Annotated in this window: 14 protein-coding genes; all 14 read left to right on the forward strand. The window is 34.0% G+C overall.

The features are described 5' to 3' along the window. Positions 1-8: 8 nt before the first annotated feature. The 14 genes from BW939_RS13190 (at position 9) to BW939_RS13255 (ending at position 17,185) form a co-directional block, all read left to right on the forward strand. The gene (locus tag BW939_RS13190; protein ID WP_076452486.1) at positions 9-908 is read left to right on the forward strand and encodes a cell division protein FtsX; all 900 of its coding nucleotides are present in this window, start codon (positions 9-11) and stop codon (positions 906-908) included. A gap of 3 nt (positions 909-911) precedes the next feature. Beyond that, complete coding sequence (locus BW939_RS13195) at positions 912-1,211, forward strand: DUF3098 domain-containing protein (RefSeq protein WP_076452487.1); 300 nt, start codon at positions 912-914, stop codon at positions 1,209-1,211. A 145-nt stretch (positions 1,212-1,356) separates the two neighbouring features. After that, positions 1,357-2,175, forward strand: a complete 819-nt coding sequence (locus BW939_RS13200; RefSeq protein ID WP_076452488.1) for an undecaprenyl-diphosphate phosphatase — start codon at positions 1,357-1,359, stop codon at positions 2,173-2,175. Between the two features lie 234 nt (positions 2,176-2,409). Continuing rightward, positions 2,410-3,111, forward strand: coding sequence for a tRNA pseudouridine(55) synthase TruB (truB, locus tag BW939_RS13205; protein WP_076452489.1), 702 nt, complete (start codon positions 2,410-2,412; stop codon positions 3,109-3,111). Then, entirely contained in the window at positions 3,104-3,697 is a 594-nt protein-coding gene (locus tag BW939_RS13210; RefSeq protein ID WP_123891558.1) for a hypothetical protein, read from the forward strand. The genes truB and BW939_RS13210 overlap by 8 nt, the downstream gene beginning before the upstream one ends. Continuing rightward, a complete protein-coding gene (rluF, locus tag BW939_RS13215; RefSeq protein WP_076452491.1) occupies positions 3,697-4,419 on the forward strand; it encodes a 23S rRNA pseudouridine(2604) synthase RluF in 723 nt (240 codons plus the stop codon). The genes BW939_RS13210 and rluF overlap by 1 nt, the downstream gene beginning before the upstream one ends. A 148-nt stretch (positions 4,420-4,567) precedes the next feature. Continuing rightward, the gene (locus BW939_RS13220) at positions 4,568-5,374 is read left to right on the forward strand and encodes a hypothetical protein (protein ID WP_076452492.1); all 807 of its coding nucleotides are present in this window, start codon (positions 4,568-4,570) and stop codon (positions 5,372-5,374) included. 10 nt (positions 5,375-5,384) lie between these two features. After that, positions 5,385-6,224 carry a hypothetical protein gene (locus tag BW939_RS13225; protein WP_076452493.1) on the forward strand — a complete coding sequence of 280 codons (840 nt, stop codon included), beginning with the start codon at positions 5,385-5,387 and terminating at the stop codon, positions 6,222-6,224. A gap of 7 nt (positions 6,225-6,231) precedes the next feature. Further along, complete coding sequence (locus BW939_RS13230) at positions 6,232-7,065, forward strand: hypothetical protein (RefSeq protein WP_123891559.1); 834 nt, start codon at positions 6,232-6,234, stop codon at positions 7,063-7,065. A gap of 342 nt (positions 7,066-7,407) precedes the next feature. Then, entirely contained in the window at positions 7,408-9,366 is a 1,959-nt protein-coding gene (locus tag BW939_RS13235) for a DNA methyltransferase (RefSeq protein WP_076452495.1), read from the forward strand. Between the two features lie 49 nt (positions 9,367-9,415). Continuing rightward, on the forward strand, positions 9,416-9,850 hold the full coding sequence (locus BW939_RS13240) for a GxxExxY protein (protein WP_076452541.1): 435 nt from the start codon (positions 9,416-9,418) through the stop codon (positions 9,848-9,850). 3 nt (positions 9,851-9,853) lie between these two features. Beyond that, a complete protein-coding gene (locus BW939_RS13245) occupies positions 9,854-12,406 on the forward strand; it encodes a DEAD/DEAH box helicase family protein (protein WP_076452496.1) in 2,553 nt (850 codons plus the stop codon). A gap of 161 nt (positions 12,407-12,567) precedes the next feature. Further along, positions 12,568-14,376 (forward strand): 30S ribosomal protein S1, encoded by a 1,809-nt coding sequence (gene rpsA / locus BW939_RS13250; RefSeq protein WP_076452497.1) that lies wholly within the window; start codon positions 12,568-12,570, stop codon positions 14,374-14,376. Between the two features lie 205 nt (positions 14,377-14,581). Continuing rightward, positions 14,582-17,185: a T9SS-dependent M36 family metallopeptidase gene (locus BW939_RS13255; RefSeq protein WP_228417243.1), complete on the forward strand. Its 2,604-nt coding sequence runs from the start codon at positions 14,582-14,584 to the stop codon at positions 17,183-17,185. Positions 17,186-17,299: the final 114 nt, after the last annotated feature.

The raw sequence follows: 17,299 nt of genomic DNA on the forward strand, positions 1-17,299 counted from the left end.
TATTGTTAATGGCAAAATCTGCAGATGAATTTAATAAAAAGAGGCTGAGGTCGAGTAATATTACCGTTGTAATAAGCATTGCCTTGGTATTATTTTTAATGGGATTGATGGGGCTTATCCTTATCAATGCTCAGAAATATTCAGACTATATCAAAGAGCAATTGGTGGTTAATGCTTATTACGACCAAAACTATGATCCGAAAGATTCTGTAAAAATTGCAAAACTTGAAGAGGAGGCATTTAAGAAAATTCAAGTTCTTTTGCCTGTGAAAAAAGCGGTGTATATCTCCCGAGAAAAAGCAGCAGAAGAAGCAAAAGTAAGCATGGGTATAGATAGTGATGCACTTTTTGAAGAAAAAATCTTCCCGTCATCGGTAGAGATTTCTTTGAAACCAGAATATGTAGATCCTTTAAAAATTGAGGAAGCGCTAAAAGTCATAAAAACTGTTCCAGGAATTGTAGATGTGAGGAATGACAGTGCTTTGATGGTGAATGTTTACAACAATCTCAGTAGAATTTTAAAATGGATTTCAGGTTTTTCTCTTCTCTTTTTAATTCTTGCTGTAGTTTTAATTAACAACTCTATTAGATTAAAAATATTCTCTAAAAGATTTATTATCAAAACAATGCAGTTGGTGGGTGCTAAAAGAAGATTCATCCTAAAACCATTTGTGCTAGAAGCTTTAGTATTAGGTTTAATAGGTTCTGCATTAGGTTTACTGGCCTTATTTGGCGTTTGGTATTACTTTACAGACACCATTGGTTCTGCATTTGTACAAGATACAAGCCATTATTTTTCATTAGTACTTGTTGTATTGGGTATCGGTATTTTTATTACCGTTTTAAGTACCATTATAGCCACTTGGAGATTCTTAAGAACAAACGTAGACGACTTATATTATTCATAAATAATGAGCAAAAAAACAACAAATTTTTCTGCATCCGATTTCGGTAGAGAAAATAAAGCACCTGAAGAAAATACATTCTATTTCGGTGCGCAAAATTATAAGTGGATGCTTATAGGTTTGGCATTTATACTTGTAGGATTTCTTTTGATGATGGGGCCCGATGCCAACACGGTAGATGGTAAACTTAATCCTAATGTATGGAACGACGATGTGTTTTCAATCCGAAGAATAAGAATTGCCCCTCTGTTTATTGTAATTGGTTTTGCAATAGAAGTTTATGCAATACTTAAGAGAAAAAAATAAAAATACAGATATAAAATAAATGTGTCAAATAAATTGACTCAAAAAAGTCGGTTGCATAGCAATTGACTTTTTCATTAAAAAGTTAGAAAATCAAAGACTGAATATTTATTAGTACTTATTACCCATTCTTCATCACTCATAAAATATGGATTTACTTAAAGCAATCATCATTGCCATCATCGAAGGTCTTACAGAATATCTTCCAATATCTTCCACTGCACATATGGGTTTTGCCGCCAATTTAATGGGTCTAAAAGAAACCGAATTTCTAAAAATGTTTCAGGTTTCTATACAATTTGGAGCCATTCTTTCTGTGGTGGTAGCCTACTGGAAGAAATTTTTTGATTTCAAGAATCTACAGTTTTATTATAAATTAGCATTCGCTGTAATTCCTGCATTGGCTTTAGGATATATTTTTGATGACAAAATTGAAGCAATTTTAGGAAATCAAATTGCCATTTCTTCAGTTTTAGTTTTAGGAGGTGTTGTTTTGTTATTCGCAGACAAGTGGTTCCATAGCCCCGTTATTCATGACGAAAAAAATATTTCCATCAAAAAAGCCATAACCATTGGCTTTTGGCAATGTCTTGCCATGATGCCCGGAACCAGCAGAAGTGCAGCTTCTATCATTGGAGGGATGGCTCAAGGTTTGTCTCGAAAAGCAGCAGCAGAATTTTCATTCTTTTTAGCTGTTCCCACAATGTTGGCAGTCACTGTTTATTCCGTTTTTGTAAAAACATGGGGTAAAGGAACTCCAAATGCCGCAAAAGGATACCAAATGATCTTAGAATCACAAGAGCACATCACAATCTTCATTGTAGGGAATATCGTAGCATTTATCACAGCACTTATTGCTATTAAAGCATTCATCGGTATCTTGAATAAGTACGGCTTCAAACCTTGGGGTTGGTATCGTATTTTTGTAGGACTTGGTCTGTTGATTTATTTCAAGTTTTTCAAATAAAATTTACAATTATTCATAGCCAATTACTTATCAATTATTATGATTTGGGCAGCTGTATCCGTCTTCCGTTCCCGCTTTTTTGCTTCCACTTCGTTTCAGCAAAAAGAGCTCCACTCAAGCCGGGCTGCAAGAGATTCTCTGTTGAAATCTAATGCATAAACAGTAATCAATCAAAATAAAAAACTAAAAACTGATTAATTAATCAACTTTTCAACTCTAAAACCCTCCAACTCAATGACTGCCGAACAACTACAATCAGGACACGTATTTTTACTTGATAAACCTTTGGATTGGACTTCTTTTCAGGCGGTTAATAAATTAAAATACAAGCTAAAACGCGAATTTGATCTCCCAAAAAAATTTAAAATCGGGCATGCCGGAACTTTAGATCCTAGAGCAACAGGTCTTTTGATTGTCTGCACAGGGAAGTTTACCAAAAAAATTCCGGAAATTCAGGATGCCGCAAAAGAATACTGGGCAGAAATTAAAATAGGAGTACAAACAGAATCTTACGACACCGAAAAACCAGAGATTCTTCACCAGGATTTTTCAAATGTCACAGAAGAAAATGTGAAAAATGTTTTAGAAAAATTCTTGGGAGAAATAAACCAAAAACCACCCGTCTTTTCAGCTATAAAAATAGATGGGGAAAGAGCTTACAATCTCGCAAGAGCAGGAGAGCAGGTAGAGATGAAATCCAGGAAAACCACTATTCATTACATTCAAGATATTGCCATCAGTTTTCCATTTATAAACTTTACTGTAGGTTGCTCAAAGGGAACTTATATCCGAAGTTTAGCACACGACATTGGGCAGGAGCTTGGTGTGGGTGCGTATCTCACACAATTAAAAAGAACGAAAATTGGCGATTACAAAATTGAAGATGCAAGCGCAGAGTTTTTAAACAATGATTACAGATTTGAAAATTATGACTAAAAATTTACTGGCTTGCCTATTTCTATTACTTTCCTTGATGGTTTTCTCACAAGCTGTAGATTCGAAAAAAGAGAAAATGAGCTTTTATATAAATCCATCTTTAAATATAGGGTACAACTTAGGAAACAAAATAAAGGATAATCAAAATAAAGATTCGCAATATTATCAACAGAATATTGGGCCCTATCTTCCAAACGATTTCACTTACGGGATTTCTGCTGTCGGAGGTTATCATTTTCTTCCTAACTTTGCCATCGGAACCGGATTGAAATACAGTTATATAGACCCCAATTTTCACATGGTATATTGGCTCATTCAACCCAAATTTATTTTTAACCCAGGAGATGAAGCTTTTTTTGTAGATCTTACTTACGGTGCACAAATTAATAACTCAGTTATTTCAAATTCAATATTTTGGAGTTTAAAGTCTGGAGTTCAAGTCTCTTATTCAAAAAGATTGAGCCAAGAAGGAGGCTTGGTTTTAGAAGGTTTCAGATTAGGTAATTCAAGTACTATTTTTGTAGGAATAAGCTACGGAATTACCATTTTCAGTAATAAAAATTATACAATAGAAGGAATAGACTAATGGAAAAGACACGCATCAATAAATATCTTTCTGAAGTTGGATATTGCTCACGAAGAGCAGCAGATAAACTTTTGGAGGAAGGTAGAATAAAAATTAATGGTAAAATTCCGGAACTTGGAACCAAAGTTTCAGACGAAGATTATATAGAAGTAGACGGAAGAACCATTCGCGAATCTGAAGGCAAACCAATATACATTGCATTCAATAAACCTCGAGGAATTGTATGTACTACAGATTCTAAACGTGAGCAAAACAATATTATAGATTTTATAAATTATCCTAAAAGAATTTTCCCGATTGGGAGACTTGATAAGGCGAGCGAGGGTTTAATCTTTCTTACCAATGATGGAGATATCGTCAACAAAATTCTCCGCTCAAAAAATAATCACGAAAAAGAATATATCGTGAGGGTTGACAAGCCTATATCCACAAGATTTTTAGATAAAATGAGAAATGGTGTACCCATACTAGATACCATTACAAAAAAATGCGAGGTTGAAAAAATTGACGATATGCATTTCAGGATTGTCCTTACACAAGGCTTAAATAGGCAGATTAGAAGAATGTGCGAATATCTTGGCTATGAAGTGAAAAAGCTGAAAAGAATCCGAATCATGAATGTTTCACTAGATATTCCTGTAGGTAAATGGAGAGATTTTACGGAAACAGAATTAGAAGAAATTAACTTATTAATCCAGGAGTCTTCTAAAACTCAAGAGTAAAAATTTTTCATCTTTTTTATTTTTTTATTTAATTAAATAACACATTATTAAATTTTTTAATAGTTTTTTTCTATAAAATGCAACTTGGTTAGTATTAAGTTTATATCTTTGCGTATACAAAAAGTATAAAACACATAAAAACACCAAGATGAAAAAAATTCAGTACTCTATAGTGCTTGGCTTAATTATTTTGCCTAGTCATAATTTATTCTCTCAAGTTGGAATAGGAACGACATCGGTAGAAGATAATCTTCTGCTAAAAATTCACTCCACCAACAAAGGCGTTCTTCTACCCAATCTTACTATTCCCGATCTGTCACTTCCAGCACCTGTTGCCAGCCCTGCCTACGGTCTTTTAGCTTATAACAAAGCTGTAGGAAAAGAAGGTTTTACTTTCTGGGACGGCACAAAATGGAATGAGCTTGTAGATTCACGCAATGTATATTCAGTATTGGGTCTTACGATTTCTTATAGTACCTCAAATTCTTCTTCTGTTGACCTTGCGTCTCCCGCGGGAGCCCTCAATTACGCTGAAAATTCCGTTCCCGGTACAGTCTGGACGTTCGTTCCCGGTCTTTCAAAAACAATTAATGTAACGCAGGCGAACAATAATGTATTTGTGATTACAGAAGGGATGGTACAGGCAAATAACACTATGGTAGACGCTACAAAAACGTACACCTACGCTATAGGTATCTTTGTAGATGGGCAACTGAAGGGTGTAAGAAACTATTCTGCCAATTATGGAAGATCAAATCAATATGACTTTTTCTCTATTAATACCCTTTTTAAAAACCTGAGCGTTGGCACTCATGAAGTTAAAACGTACGTTACAATGAGGGTAAATAATTACAGCAGTGCCTCATCGTGGAGGTTTGGTGGCGCAGCATCTTCTTCTGTAAATGCAGATATGTCGAAAATTAATATGTTTATTAAGCTTACAGAAAAGTCATAAAATACAAATCATGAAAAAATTGTTTCTAAAATCACTCTTATTATTAATAGGGGTTAATAGTTTTGCGCAGAGCGGATCTGTAGGGATTGGCACTTCAACACCGAATTCTTCTGCCATCCTGGATTTAGTAACTTCTGACAGAAGTTTAATGATTCCGAAGATTTCTCTCAACGAAAATAATATCTCCGACTATAGTTTTATGGCTGCCAAGCCTACGGTTTCTTTGCTTGTTTACAATACCAACCAAAATTTTCCGGGAGGCAAAGGTTTGTATTATTGGGAAGGTACAAAATGGATATTTTATTTTAATTCTGCTAACATTAATTTACTGCTGGGAATTACCAAATATTATTCTAAAATATATTCCGGAGTTTCTACCAACAATTATCCTGCTGATGCTACGTCTGTTGCGTTCTTTACAAACGGTACTACCATCTCTTCACCATGGGTAGAAGTTACAGATCCGTCGCCATTTACTTTTTCTATTGAAAGACCAGAAAATAATGCCGTTATCACTTTTACGGGAATGTTACAGCTGAATAACGCTTCGTCAAGCAGTGCCAGTGTGACCTACGGTTTGGGAATATTTGTAGATGATAAACTGATTTCTTCCAAGTCTGCTTCTTTAAATGTTGATAACACGTGTGCATTTCAAGAATTTACCATTACAGGTCTTGTGGACGACCTTACCGTGGGTAATCACACAATAAGATTGGCGGTAATGAACAGATCTAGTACCACTACCACTACAATCAGTTATGGAAAAAAAGGAGCGAGCTGCAGCAATATTTCAGATGATGAAGCAAGAATTAGCGCCATTGTACTAGTTAACCAACCATTACCTTATTAAATTGAAGATGAAAAATATATTTAAAATCATAGCGTTGTTTTTTTTACCTAACTTCCTGTTTTCGCAGGTTGTGATGACAGACAGAACAGAACCCATCTTAGACGGAACCGCAATCTTGAAGCTAGACTCTGATCAAAAAGGCGTTTTGCTACCTAGAATTTCTCTTTCCTCAAATGTGGATATTGCAACCGTGGAATCGCCTCAGAACGGAAGTATTGTTTTCAATACAAATTCTACAACTACGTTGCCGGAAACAGTTGCCTACTTTGATAATAGCAAATGGAACGCGTTGCTCACGAAAGACCAAATTCTTCCAAAGTTAGATCTGGTGAATACCAGTTCTGTCTCTTCTGCAGGAAATATTAGCGTTACAGGCTTCATTGCGGGAGCAATTACCTTAGGAAGTGGTACAACCAACTGGACCTCATTGGGAATTACAGATACTAAAACATTCACAAGAACTAATAACTCATTCGCTTTTACACTAGAAGGTATGGCACAGCTGGATAGAGCATCAGATAGCTACTTTCAATATGCTGTAGGTGTATTTGTTGATGATAAATTGGTGGTTGTAAGAAAATACCACAAGCAGAAGGAAGATTTTACCTGCTCTTGGCATAAATTTGTGCTTAATGGTGTAGTAAATAATTTAACAGTAGGAAGCCATACAATCAAAGTAATGGCAAGAAATATAGCGTCATCATCCGGTAGTTCTACACAGAAAATTATTTACGGCGGTGTTGCACAAAGCTCAAATACAGGAAATCCGTCATGTGACAATATGAGTGATTTTCTATCTAAAATCTCCTTAAATACCACAGTTGTGGAATCTATAAACTAACTTTCATTTCCAACTTTTACTTTAGATGGAGCTGCTTTTGGGTAGCTTCATTTTTGTAAAAAAATTGAAATTGGAACATAGTATAATTTTCTATTATATTTGATGAAATATTTTTTAATGATTTAAAAAAGAAAAAGACATATAAACTTTAGCGTTACTAAAAGTTTCTTTTGGGATAAAACTTCGACAATTTTATTACGTAGAAAGAAACAGTTTAGGGATGCGTCTGCAAAGGCGTGTCCTCTGCTGTTTTTTCAATTCTGCGTGGGTTCGTCGAAGTACCTTTCCTGAAAAGAATAAAATGTTGCAGAGTGACACGTTCTTTTTCATTAAGCAGGCAAAATGAAACTATACCAAACCCTCGAATCCCAACTTAAAAAAGAACCCAATTATGTTTCCGATAACGGCGAGCTTAAAAAATGGGTGGTTCTCAATAAAGCTCAAAATTTTGATGAAGAATTAATTGGATTGTTGTTAGACAGTCCTGATTTGAAACAAAAATTTTTCCTTGAAGTTAAAAGCACTTTAATTTTTAAACAAAATCTTTTCATTCAATTTCTTGAACAGAAAAATTATCTTAACGACAGTTACACTCAATTCAAAAATAAAGTAGGCTTATCTATTGACGGTAAATATCTGAAACAACGCAATGAAGTGGCGCTGGTTTGGCCATTTAAAGATTGTATTTTGGAAGGTGGACAAAGCCGTGAAGAAGATAAAAGGGAAGAGATTTTCTTTAACGAAACTTTAGCTCAGGACGAAATTACTGAACTTCTTGACCCAAAAGTTATTACAAATGCCAAACGATTTGATAAAGATGGAGAAAAAGATTTCAGCCAATTTAATCGAAATGAAAACGGAACTATTACAGATAATCTAATCATCAAAGGAAATAATCTTCTCGCATTGCATTCTCTAAAGAAAGAATTTGCTGGAAAAGTGAAGTTGATTTATATCGATCCGCCTTATAATACGGGTAGCGATTCTTTTAACTACAACGATTCTTTTAATCAATCAACTTGGTTAACGTTTATGAAAAATAGAATTGAAGGAGCTGAAAGATTACTGTCTTCTCAAGGAGTTTTTTTAGTTCAATGTTCATTTCATCAATATGCTTATTTAAAAGTTTTAATGGATGATTTATTTGAGAAACATTTATGCGATTTCAATATTCAAGTTAGACATCCTGCAAGAGCATTAACCGGAGATAAGGAGTTTAATGATATAATTGAGTATATTCTAATTTACACGAATGATAAAGGTAAAAAAATGCCATTTGTTGAAGAGCAAAAAACAATTGATGATTACATATTACAAATTGAATTGAATGAAGATGCAAAGCCCGAAATAATTAAATGTGGTTCCAAAGAGGTAGAGGTTTACTTACCTAATCAATACAAAGTTGTTTCAGTTCCGCCAAGTAAAGAAGGTTTGAAAAAAATTAGTATTCGTGGTTCGATACGTGAGAAAAATAGCAGTGGTAGATTTTTTGTGAAATTTTTAGAAAATCTAACTCATTATCCTCCAGAAACAATATTCAAAGTTCCTGATATGGGAGATGATTTTGAAAATCATAGATTTTTTTATTCAGCACCGAACGGTAAAAAAAATGGCGGGTACTATCAAGGTATGCCAACAAGTAGTGATATTACAAAAAAACAATATCCTAATTTTTACAATTTTGAAAAAGAATATAACAACGTTTCTAAACAAGGTGGCGTTGAATTTAGAAATGGAAAGAAACCTGAAGAGCTTTTGAAATTTTTAATTCAAATCTTTACTTCATCGAACGATATTGTTCTTGATTATCATCTGGGAAGTGGAACAACCGCTGCTGTGGCTCATAAATTAGGTAGGCAATATATAGGTTTAGAGCAATTGCAAAGTCAAATAGATTTATCAGTACAGCGCATAAATAATGTAATAAAAGGCGATTCAACAGGAATTTCTAAAGAGGAAGATATCAACTGGCAAGGTGGCGGTTCTTTCATATACCTAGAACTCAAAAAATATAATCAAACATTTATCGAAAAAATTGAAGAAGCTCAAGATTCAGAAAATCTTTTACAAATCTGGGAAGAAATGAAATCTAAATCGTTCCTCAATTACAATGTGGATATCCAAAAACAAGAGCAACATATTGAAGATTTTAAATTGTTAAGTTTAAATGAACAAAAACAACATCTTTGCGAACTGCTCAACAAAAATCAGTTGTACGTTAATCTATCTTCACTCAACGATGAAAATTTTGAGTGTACAGCGGAAGAAAAAAATCTGAACCGTGATTTTTACAAGATTTAAAGATTGTCAGGATTTTTTTCAAATGATTACCTTTAATAAAAACATCAAAATGAATTTGAAATATCTGACAAAAGAACAACAAGACAAAATAACGCATAGCATTATTGGTTGTGCGATGGAGGTCCATAGTGTACTTGGCAATGGTTTTCAGGAAGTAATCTATCAAAGGGCTTTATCTATTGAGATGAATTTACGCGAAATTGAACACCAACGGGAATTTGAAATGCCATTGTCTTACAAAAATGTTGATATTGGTAGCCGAAGAGTTGATTTTTTAGTGATGAACGAAATATCAGTAGAAATAAAAGCAGTTGTAAATCTTGAAGATGTGCATTTGGCACAAGCAATGAATTATTTGGAAGCATACAATTTACCAACAGGTTTGCTTATAAATTTAGGAGCAAAAAGCCTTCAATTTAAACGATTATTTAATAAATCTTGGAAATCGGCAAATCCCGAAAATCAAGGTTCAGACAATTTATAAACAATGGCGTTTTTACACGAAATATTCAACAATCCGTTTGCGCGCAAAGCTTTAGCACAGGTTATTTTGCCAAACGGAATTACAGATAATTTAAAATTCGGCATTCGTCCGTACCAAGAAGAAGCTTTCAAACGATATTTATATACTGAACAAGAAGATTTTGACGAAAAACCAAATAAACCACTTCACTTGCTCTTTAATATGGCGACAGGAAGCGGGAAAACCTTGGTTATGGCTGGTTTGATGCTTCATTTGTATGAAAAAGGTTACCGAAATTTTCTCTTTTTTGTAAACAGCAACAACATTATTCAAAAAACAAAAGACAATTTTCTCAATCCGCAAACGTCTAAATATCTTTTTAATGATAAAGTCGTCATTAACGGAAAAGAAGTTCTGCTGAAACAGATTGATAATTTTGACGAAGCCGATAGCGAAAATATCAACATCAAATTTACAACGATTCAGCAGTTGCATATTGATTTGAATAACACCAAAGAAAATAGCGTTACCTACGAAGATTTTGAAGATAAAAAATTGGTGCTGATTGCAGATGAAGCGCATCATTTAAACAGCGGAACAAAAAGCGGAAACCTTTTCGGAAGTTGGGAAGAAACGGTTTTGCAAATCCTTCATCAGAATTTCAACAATATTCTTCTGGAATTTACGGCAACTTTGGATTATGAAAGCAGGGAAATCGTCAACAAATACAAAGATAAAGTCATTTATAAATACGACCTGTCGCAATTTAGAACGGATAAATTTTCTAAAGAAATCAATCTCGTTCGTTCGCTTTATGACGAGAAAGAACGAATTATTCAGGCTTTGATTTTGAATTTATACCGTCAGGAATTGGCAACCATTAACAATATTAATTTAAAACCGGTCATTCTTTTTAAAGCGAAGAAAACCATTAAAGAATCCGAACAAAACAAAGATAATTTTCACAAATTGATTGATGAATTTTCTGAAACAATGGCGGAGAAAATCAAAAAAACTTCTACCGTTCCTATTGTTCAGAAAGCTTTTCAGTTTTTTGAAACCAAAAATATTTCGTTCAATGAAATTGCAAAACGTATTCAGAATAATTTTCGTGAAGAGAATTGTTTGAGTGCCAATAATGATTCCGAAGCAGAGAAAAACCAGATTTTGCTCAATACTTTGGAAGATGAAAACAACCCAATTCGTGCCGTATTTGCCGTTCAAAAGCTGAATGAAGGTTGGGATGTTTTGAATTTGTTTGATATAGTAAGACTGTACGAAGACCGTGACGGAAAAGATGGAAAACCTGGTAAAACGACACTTTCTGAAGCGCAACTCATTGGTCGTGGTGCAAGGTATTATCCGTTTGCACTAGAAAAAGGCGAAGATAAATTTGTCCGAAAATATGATGATGACATCGCGAACGATTTGAAAATTTTGGAAGAATTGTATTATCACACCAAAGAAGACAGCCGTTATGTTTCTGAGCTTAAAAAAGCATTGGTAGAAACCGGAATTTATGAAGATGATGCCAATCTTGAAACAAAGCAACTGACTTTAAAATTTGATTTCAAAGAATCCGATTTATATAAAAACGGCTATGTTTTTTCCAATAAAAAATTACCAAAAAATTTTGATAATGTAAAATCTTTCGAAGATTTGGGTGTAAAAAAAACCAATTACAGACATCAGCTTTCTTCTGGTGGCGGAAGAGTTTCGAGCGTATTTTTTGAATTAGAAAGTCCAGTTTCTTTTGATGAAGTGATAAAATCGAAAGATGTAAAACTTAAAGATATTCAAAAACACGTCATTCATTATGCCTTAAGTCAAAATCCTTTTTATTATTTTGACAATCTCTCACATTATTTTCCGAACATTAAATCGCTTTCAGATTTTATTAATGATGAAAATTATTTAGGAAATTTAGAAATAACTTTTCTCGGAAATTACAATCGTCTTCAGGAAATTTCGCATTTCGATTATCTTCAGGCGTTGAATGGTTTATTACAAAACATCGAAGTTGATATTAAAAACAATTCCACCGAATATGAAGGTTCAGATTATTTTGCAGAACCAATCAGTAAGGTTTTCAGAGATAAAGAAATTAGAGTAAATAAATATAGTGAAAGAGCAGATGGCCAAGAAAATTTTGTAAAGGAAGAATCCTGGTATGCTTACAATGCTAATTACGGGACCAGTGAAGAAAAGAAATTTGTAGAATTATTCTCCAGACGTTTTGAAGGTTTCAGCCAAAAATTTGAAAACATTCATCTCATCCGTAATGAAAGAGAGATTAAAATTTTCGATAAATATGGTCGTGCGTTTGAACCGGATTTTTTACTCTTTTGCAATGAAAAAGCTAGTCACAAACTCACTTTTCAGGTTTTTATAGAACCCAAAGGAGCACATTTAATAGGTTATGATAAGTGGAAAGAAAATTTTTTGAAGGAAATAGGAAACGAGCAAAAGTCTATTAAAATTTATACAGATACCTATAAAATAACAGCGGTTCCTTTCTATAACTATGGAAATGAAAACGAATTTAAGAAGATTTTAGAAAACACATTCGAAAATTAATATTATTGTTCTCAATATTAAAAATTTTTGTACTTTTGCACTCACTTTTGTGAACGTACTTTCGGCGAAGTAAAACATTAGCAATTAACAACTTCCATATTTTTCAGGATTCACAGCAAAGCCGAGGTCTGTAAGAATAGGAATACAAATTTTATTAGAAAATGTCAAAAGAGACAAATTCAGCAGAGGTTTTATTAAACCAAAACGTAGCACCAGAACAATTTGACTGGGATTCTTTCGAATCTGGTCTTGATGCAGATGCTAGAAAAGAAAAAAGCGATCTTGAAGAAATCTATAATGGATCTCTTAGCAGTTTAAATGACAACGACGTTATCACAGGTAAAGTTGTAAGATTAACTGATAAAGAAGCTATCGTAGACATCGATTTCAAATCTGAAGGTGTTATTTCTCTTAACGAATTCCGTTACAACCCAGGCCTTAAAGTAGGTGATGATGTTGAAGTAATGGTAGACAGAAGAGAAGACAAAACTGGTCAATTACAATTATCTCACAAAAAAGCAAGAACGCTTAAAGCTTGGGATAGAGTAAACGAACTTCACGAAACTGGAGAAATCGTAAACGGTTTTGTAAAATCTAGAACTAAAGGAGGTATGATCGTTGACGTTCACGGTATCGAAGCATTCTTACCAGGTTCTCAAATCGACGTTAAGCCAATTAAAGATTACGATCAGTTCGTAGGAAAAACTATGGAGTTCAAAGTTGTGAAAATCAACCCTGAGTTCAAAAACGTAGTTGTATCTCACAAAGCATTGATCGAAGCAGATATCGAAGGTCAGAAAAAAGAAATCATCGCACAGCTTGAAAAAGGTCAGGTTCTTGAAGGTACTGTTAAGAATATTACTTCTTACGGTGTATTCGTAGATCTTGGTGGTGTAGACGGATTGATCCACATTACAGACCTTTCTTGGTCTAGAGTGAACCATCCATCTGAAATCTTAGAAGACGGACAAACTGTGAAAGTGGTTATCCTAGACTTTGATGACGAGAAAACAAGAATCCAATTGGGTATGAAGCAATTAGAAGCTCACCCTTGGGATGCTCTTTCTGCTGACATGAAAGTTGGTGATAAAGTAAAAGGAAAAGTAGTAGTTCTTGCAGATTATGGTGCATTCGTAGAGATCGCTCCAGGTGTAGAAGGATTAATTCACGTTTCTGAAATGTCTTGGTCTACTCATTTGAGAAGTGCAGGAGATTTCGTAAAAGTAGGTGACGAAGTGGAAGCTGAAGTACTTACTTTGGATAGAGAAGATAGAAAAATCTCTCTAGGTATGAAACAATTATCTAAAGATCCTTGGGAAAATATCGAAGCTAAATATCCAGTGAGCTCTGAGCACGTTGGAACTGTAAGAAACTTTACAAACTTCGGTGTATTCGTAGAATTGGAAGAAGGTATCGACGGATTGATCTATATCTCAGACCTTTCTTGGACTAAAAAAATCAAGCATCCATCAGAATTCTGTGCAGTAGGTGATAAATTGAATGTTGTAGTTCTTGAGCTAGACATCCAGGCTAGAAGATTATCTCTAGGTCACAAGCAATTAACAGAAAACCCTTGGGATAAGTTTGAAACTAAATATGCTGAAGGAACTGTACATACAGGATCTGCTGTAGAAGTTCACGATAAAGGTGCTTCTGTACAATTCGAAGATGTTGAAGTAGAAGCATTCTGCCCATCAAGATTATTAGAGAAAGAAGACGGATCTAAAATCAAGAAAGGTGAAACTGCTGAGTTCAAAGTAATTGAATTTAACAAAGAATTTAAAAGAGTAGTTGTTTCTCATACAGGAATCTTCAGAGACGAAGAAAAAAAGAATGCAAGAGAAGCTTCTAACAATAGATCTAATAACAACAATAACACTTCTACTTCTTCTAATAACGAAGAAAGATCAACTTTAGGTGATATTGATGTATTAGCTGAATTGAAAAGAAAAATGGAAGGAGGTAAATAATCTCTAGACAAATTCTTATAAATTAACCACCCATTTTTATGGGTGGTTTTTTTGTGGTTTTTTTGAAAAACATTTAACGTAAATTTTAAAATTAATTCCCTTATTATATACATATTAATAATTGGTTAAAAAAAAGTATTAAATATTAAAGAAAAGTAATTAATAATTGATTATTATTTGTAAATTTGGCGCTTTAAGAATCAATATGAAAAAGCTAACTTTACCTCTTTTGTTTGCTGTTACATTATCACTGAGTTCCGTATCTACTTTACACGGACAGGATTATAAACAGATTGTAAGTAATTATATCTCACAAAATACAATTCGTGATTATAAAAAAGCAGATCTTACAGATTTTGCAGTTGATGTTGTAGATCATTCTACATCAATGAATGGAGATGTTGTAAAGTTTCAGCAGATGTACAAAGGTTTTCCTGTTCTCAACTCTGTAGGTTCGGCATTAATAAAAGATGGGAAAGTACTATATTTTACGGATACTTTTGTTAAAAATTATGGTGTATCTACTTCAAATACCCCCTCAGTAACGGCAAAAACAGCACTAAGTACTATTGCTGCACAACTCAATGATTCTGCAATCAACGATTTTGAAATCCTTATGTTTTCTGATGCTGATTTGGATGGAAAGAAATTTGTAAAGCAAAATTTACTTTATATTAATCATGATAATAATTTAAAACTTGCTTATCAGATAGCTTTTCAGGATCCAAAATCATCAAGCTATTGGAATTTCATTATTGATGCTAAAAATGGGACTGTTTTAGCTAAAGAAGATTTAAACTTATCATGTAATTTCTATCATGATGCATATAGCCATGATCATTCAGCACATCAAAAATTTGTAGGTCCTTTACAAAGTGTTGCTTCAGAAAATTCAAAGAATCTATTGCTTCCAGATCCAGCTTCTTACAATGTTTTTGCATTTCCGTTGGAAGCTCCTACTTTCGGTTCTAGGTCTTTAGTTACAAACCCTTGGATTGTAGCTTCTTCCCCAGAAGGATGGCATTATGATGGTACTACACACTATACCAATACCAGAGGTAATAATGTATATGCCTATGAAGATGCAGCAGGCTTCAATACGCCAGGATATTCTCCAGATGGTGGTATAACCCGTAATTTTAATTATGCGTTCAGTATCAATTCAGATCCTGCCTTAATTCAAGATGCTTCAATTACTAATTTATTTTATGTTAATAATAAAGTACATGACATATTTTATAAATTTGGATTTAATGAGGCTTCAAAAAATTTCCAGCAAACAAACTTCGGATTAGGAGGAGCAGGAAATGATTATGTAAATGCAGAAGCACAAGACGGAGGTGGTACAAACAACGCGAATTTTTCTACCCCTGCAGATGGATCTAAACCAAGAATGCAAATGTATTTGTGGTCGCCAACCAATAGATTGTTTTATTATAATGCGCCCACGGCTGCTGTTTCGAGACAACCTCTAACGGGAACTGCACAATTCGGACCTGCATTAACAGCAACAGGAACTACGGGGAATGTACAGCTATCGTCTGTTTTAGAAGGATGTACTGCTATTCCTGTAGGGTCACTTACTGGCAAAATTGGTTTAATTCAAAGAGGGAATTGTGATTTTGTTGTAAAGGTTAAAAATGCACAAAACGCAGGAGCTATTGGAGTGATTGTTTATAATGCTCCTACATCAGCAGCCATTGGAAATATGGGTGGTACAGATGCTACCATCACCATCCCTTCAGTACTTATAGATAATGTTGAAGGAGAATATATTAAAACTCATTTAACTGCAAATACAATTGTAAACGTAACTTTGAAAGACGATCCTGCAGCGGCGATTACTCCAGATGGAAGTTTTGATAATGGTATTATTGTCCACGAATATGGCCACGGTATATCAAACCGTCTTACAGGAAATGGTTCTACATGTTTATCATCTTCTGTTAGTAAAGAACAAATGGGAGAAGGCTGGTCAGACTTTTTTGGTTTGATGTTGACAAATCAACCTAACGCTACAGCAGCTGTACCAAGAGGTATGGCAACATACGCAGCTGGGCAAGGTATAGCAGGTGGTGGGATAAGACCTGCGAAATATTCCCCTGATACTGCAATAAATGCTTTTACCTATAGTGATACAAATGGTATGGAATATATGAATGCAAACAATGTTCTTGTTCCAGATGTACATTCAATCGGTTTTGTATGGGCAACAATGCTTTGGGATCTGCATTGGAAGTATGTTGAGAAATATGGCTATGCTTCTGATGTAACTTCTAATACTACAAACGGTAGTTCTAGAGTGTTACAACTTGTTACTGATGCATTGAAGCTGCAACCTTGTAATCCTAGCTTTGTGGAAGGAAGAAATGCAATTTTAAGTGCCGAATTAGCAACAACAAACGGAGCAGATAGATGTATGATTTGGAGAACTTTTGCTGCTAGAGGTTTAGGATTAAATGCTTCTGCTGGTGTTAAAACAAATATCAATGATCAAGTAGGAGATACCACAGTTCCACCAGAATGTGTATTGGGTACAGAGGAGGTGAAAGATGTAAAAGCTAATGCAATCTCAATCTATCCAAATCCTGCTAAAAATGAATTCTTCATCAACTTCCCAAAAAGTACCATGGGTAAAGTAAATATTGAGATTTTTGATATGAGCGGTAAATTGGTAGCTTCTGAATACAAAGTTTCAGCAGACGAGAAAAAACCAATCAATACTTCAACTTTAATTAATGGAACTTACATTGTTAAAGTAAAAGGTTTAGGAATTGATACTTCTTCTAAACTTTTAATCAAAAAGTAAATTTTAAAATATATTTGTAAAATTACCTCAGAAACTCTGAGGTAATTTTATTTTGTAAACACTTATATGCAAACAAATATTAATATCGTAACTTTGCCGGCTGTTAAAAAAAAG

Origin of the sequence: Chryseobacterium piscicola (genome assembly GCF_900156685.1) — a bacterium.
Classification (GTDB): domain Bacteria; phylum Bacteroidota; class Bacteroidia; order Flavobacteriales; family Weeksellaceae; genus Chryseobacterium; species Chryseobacterium piscicola.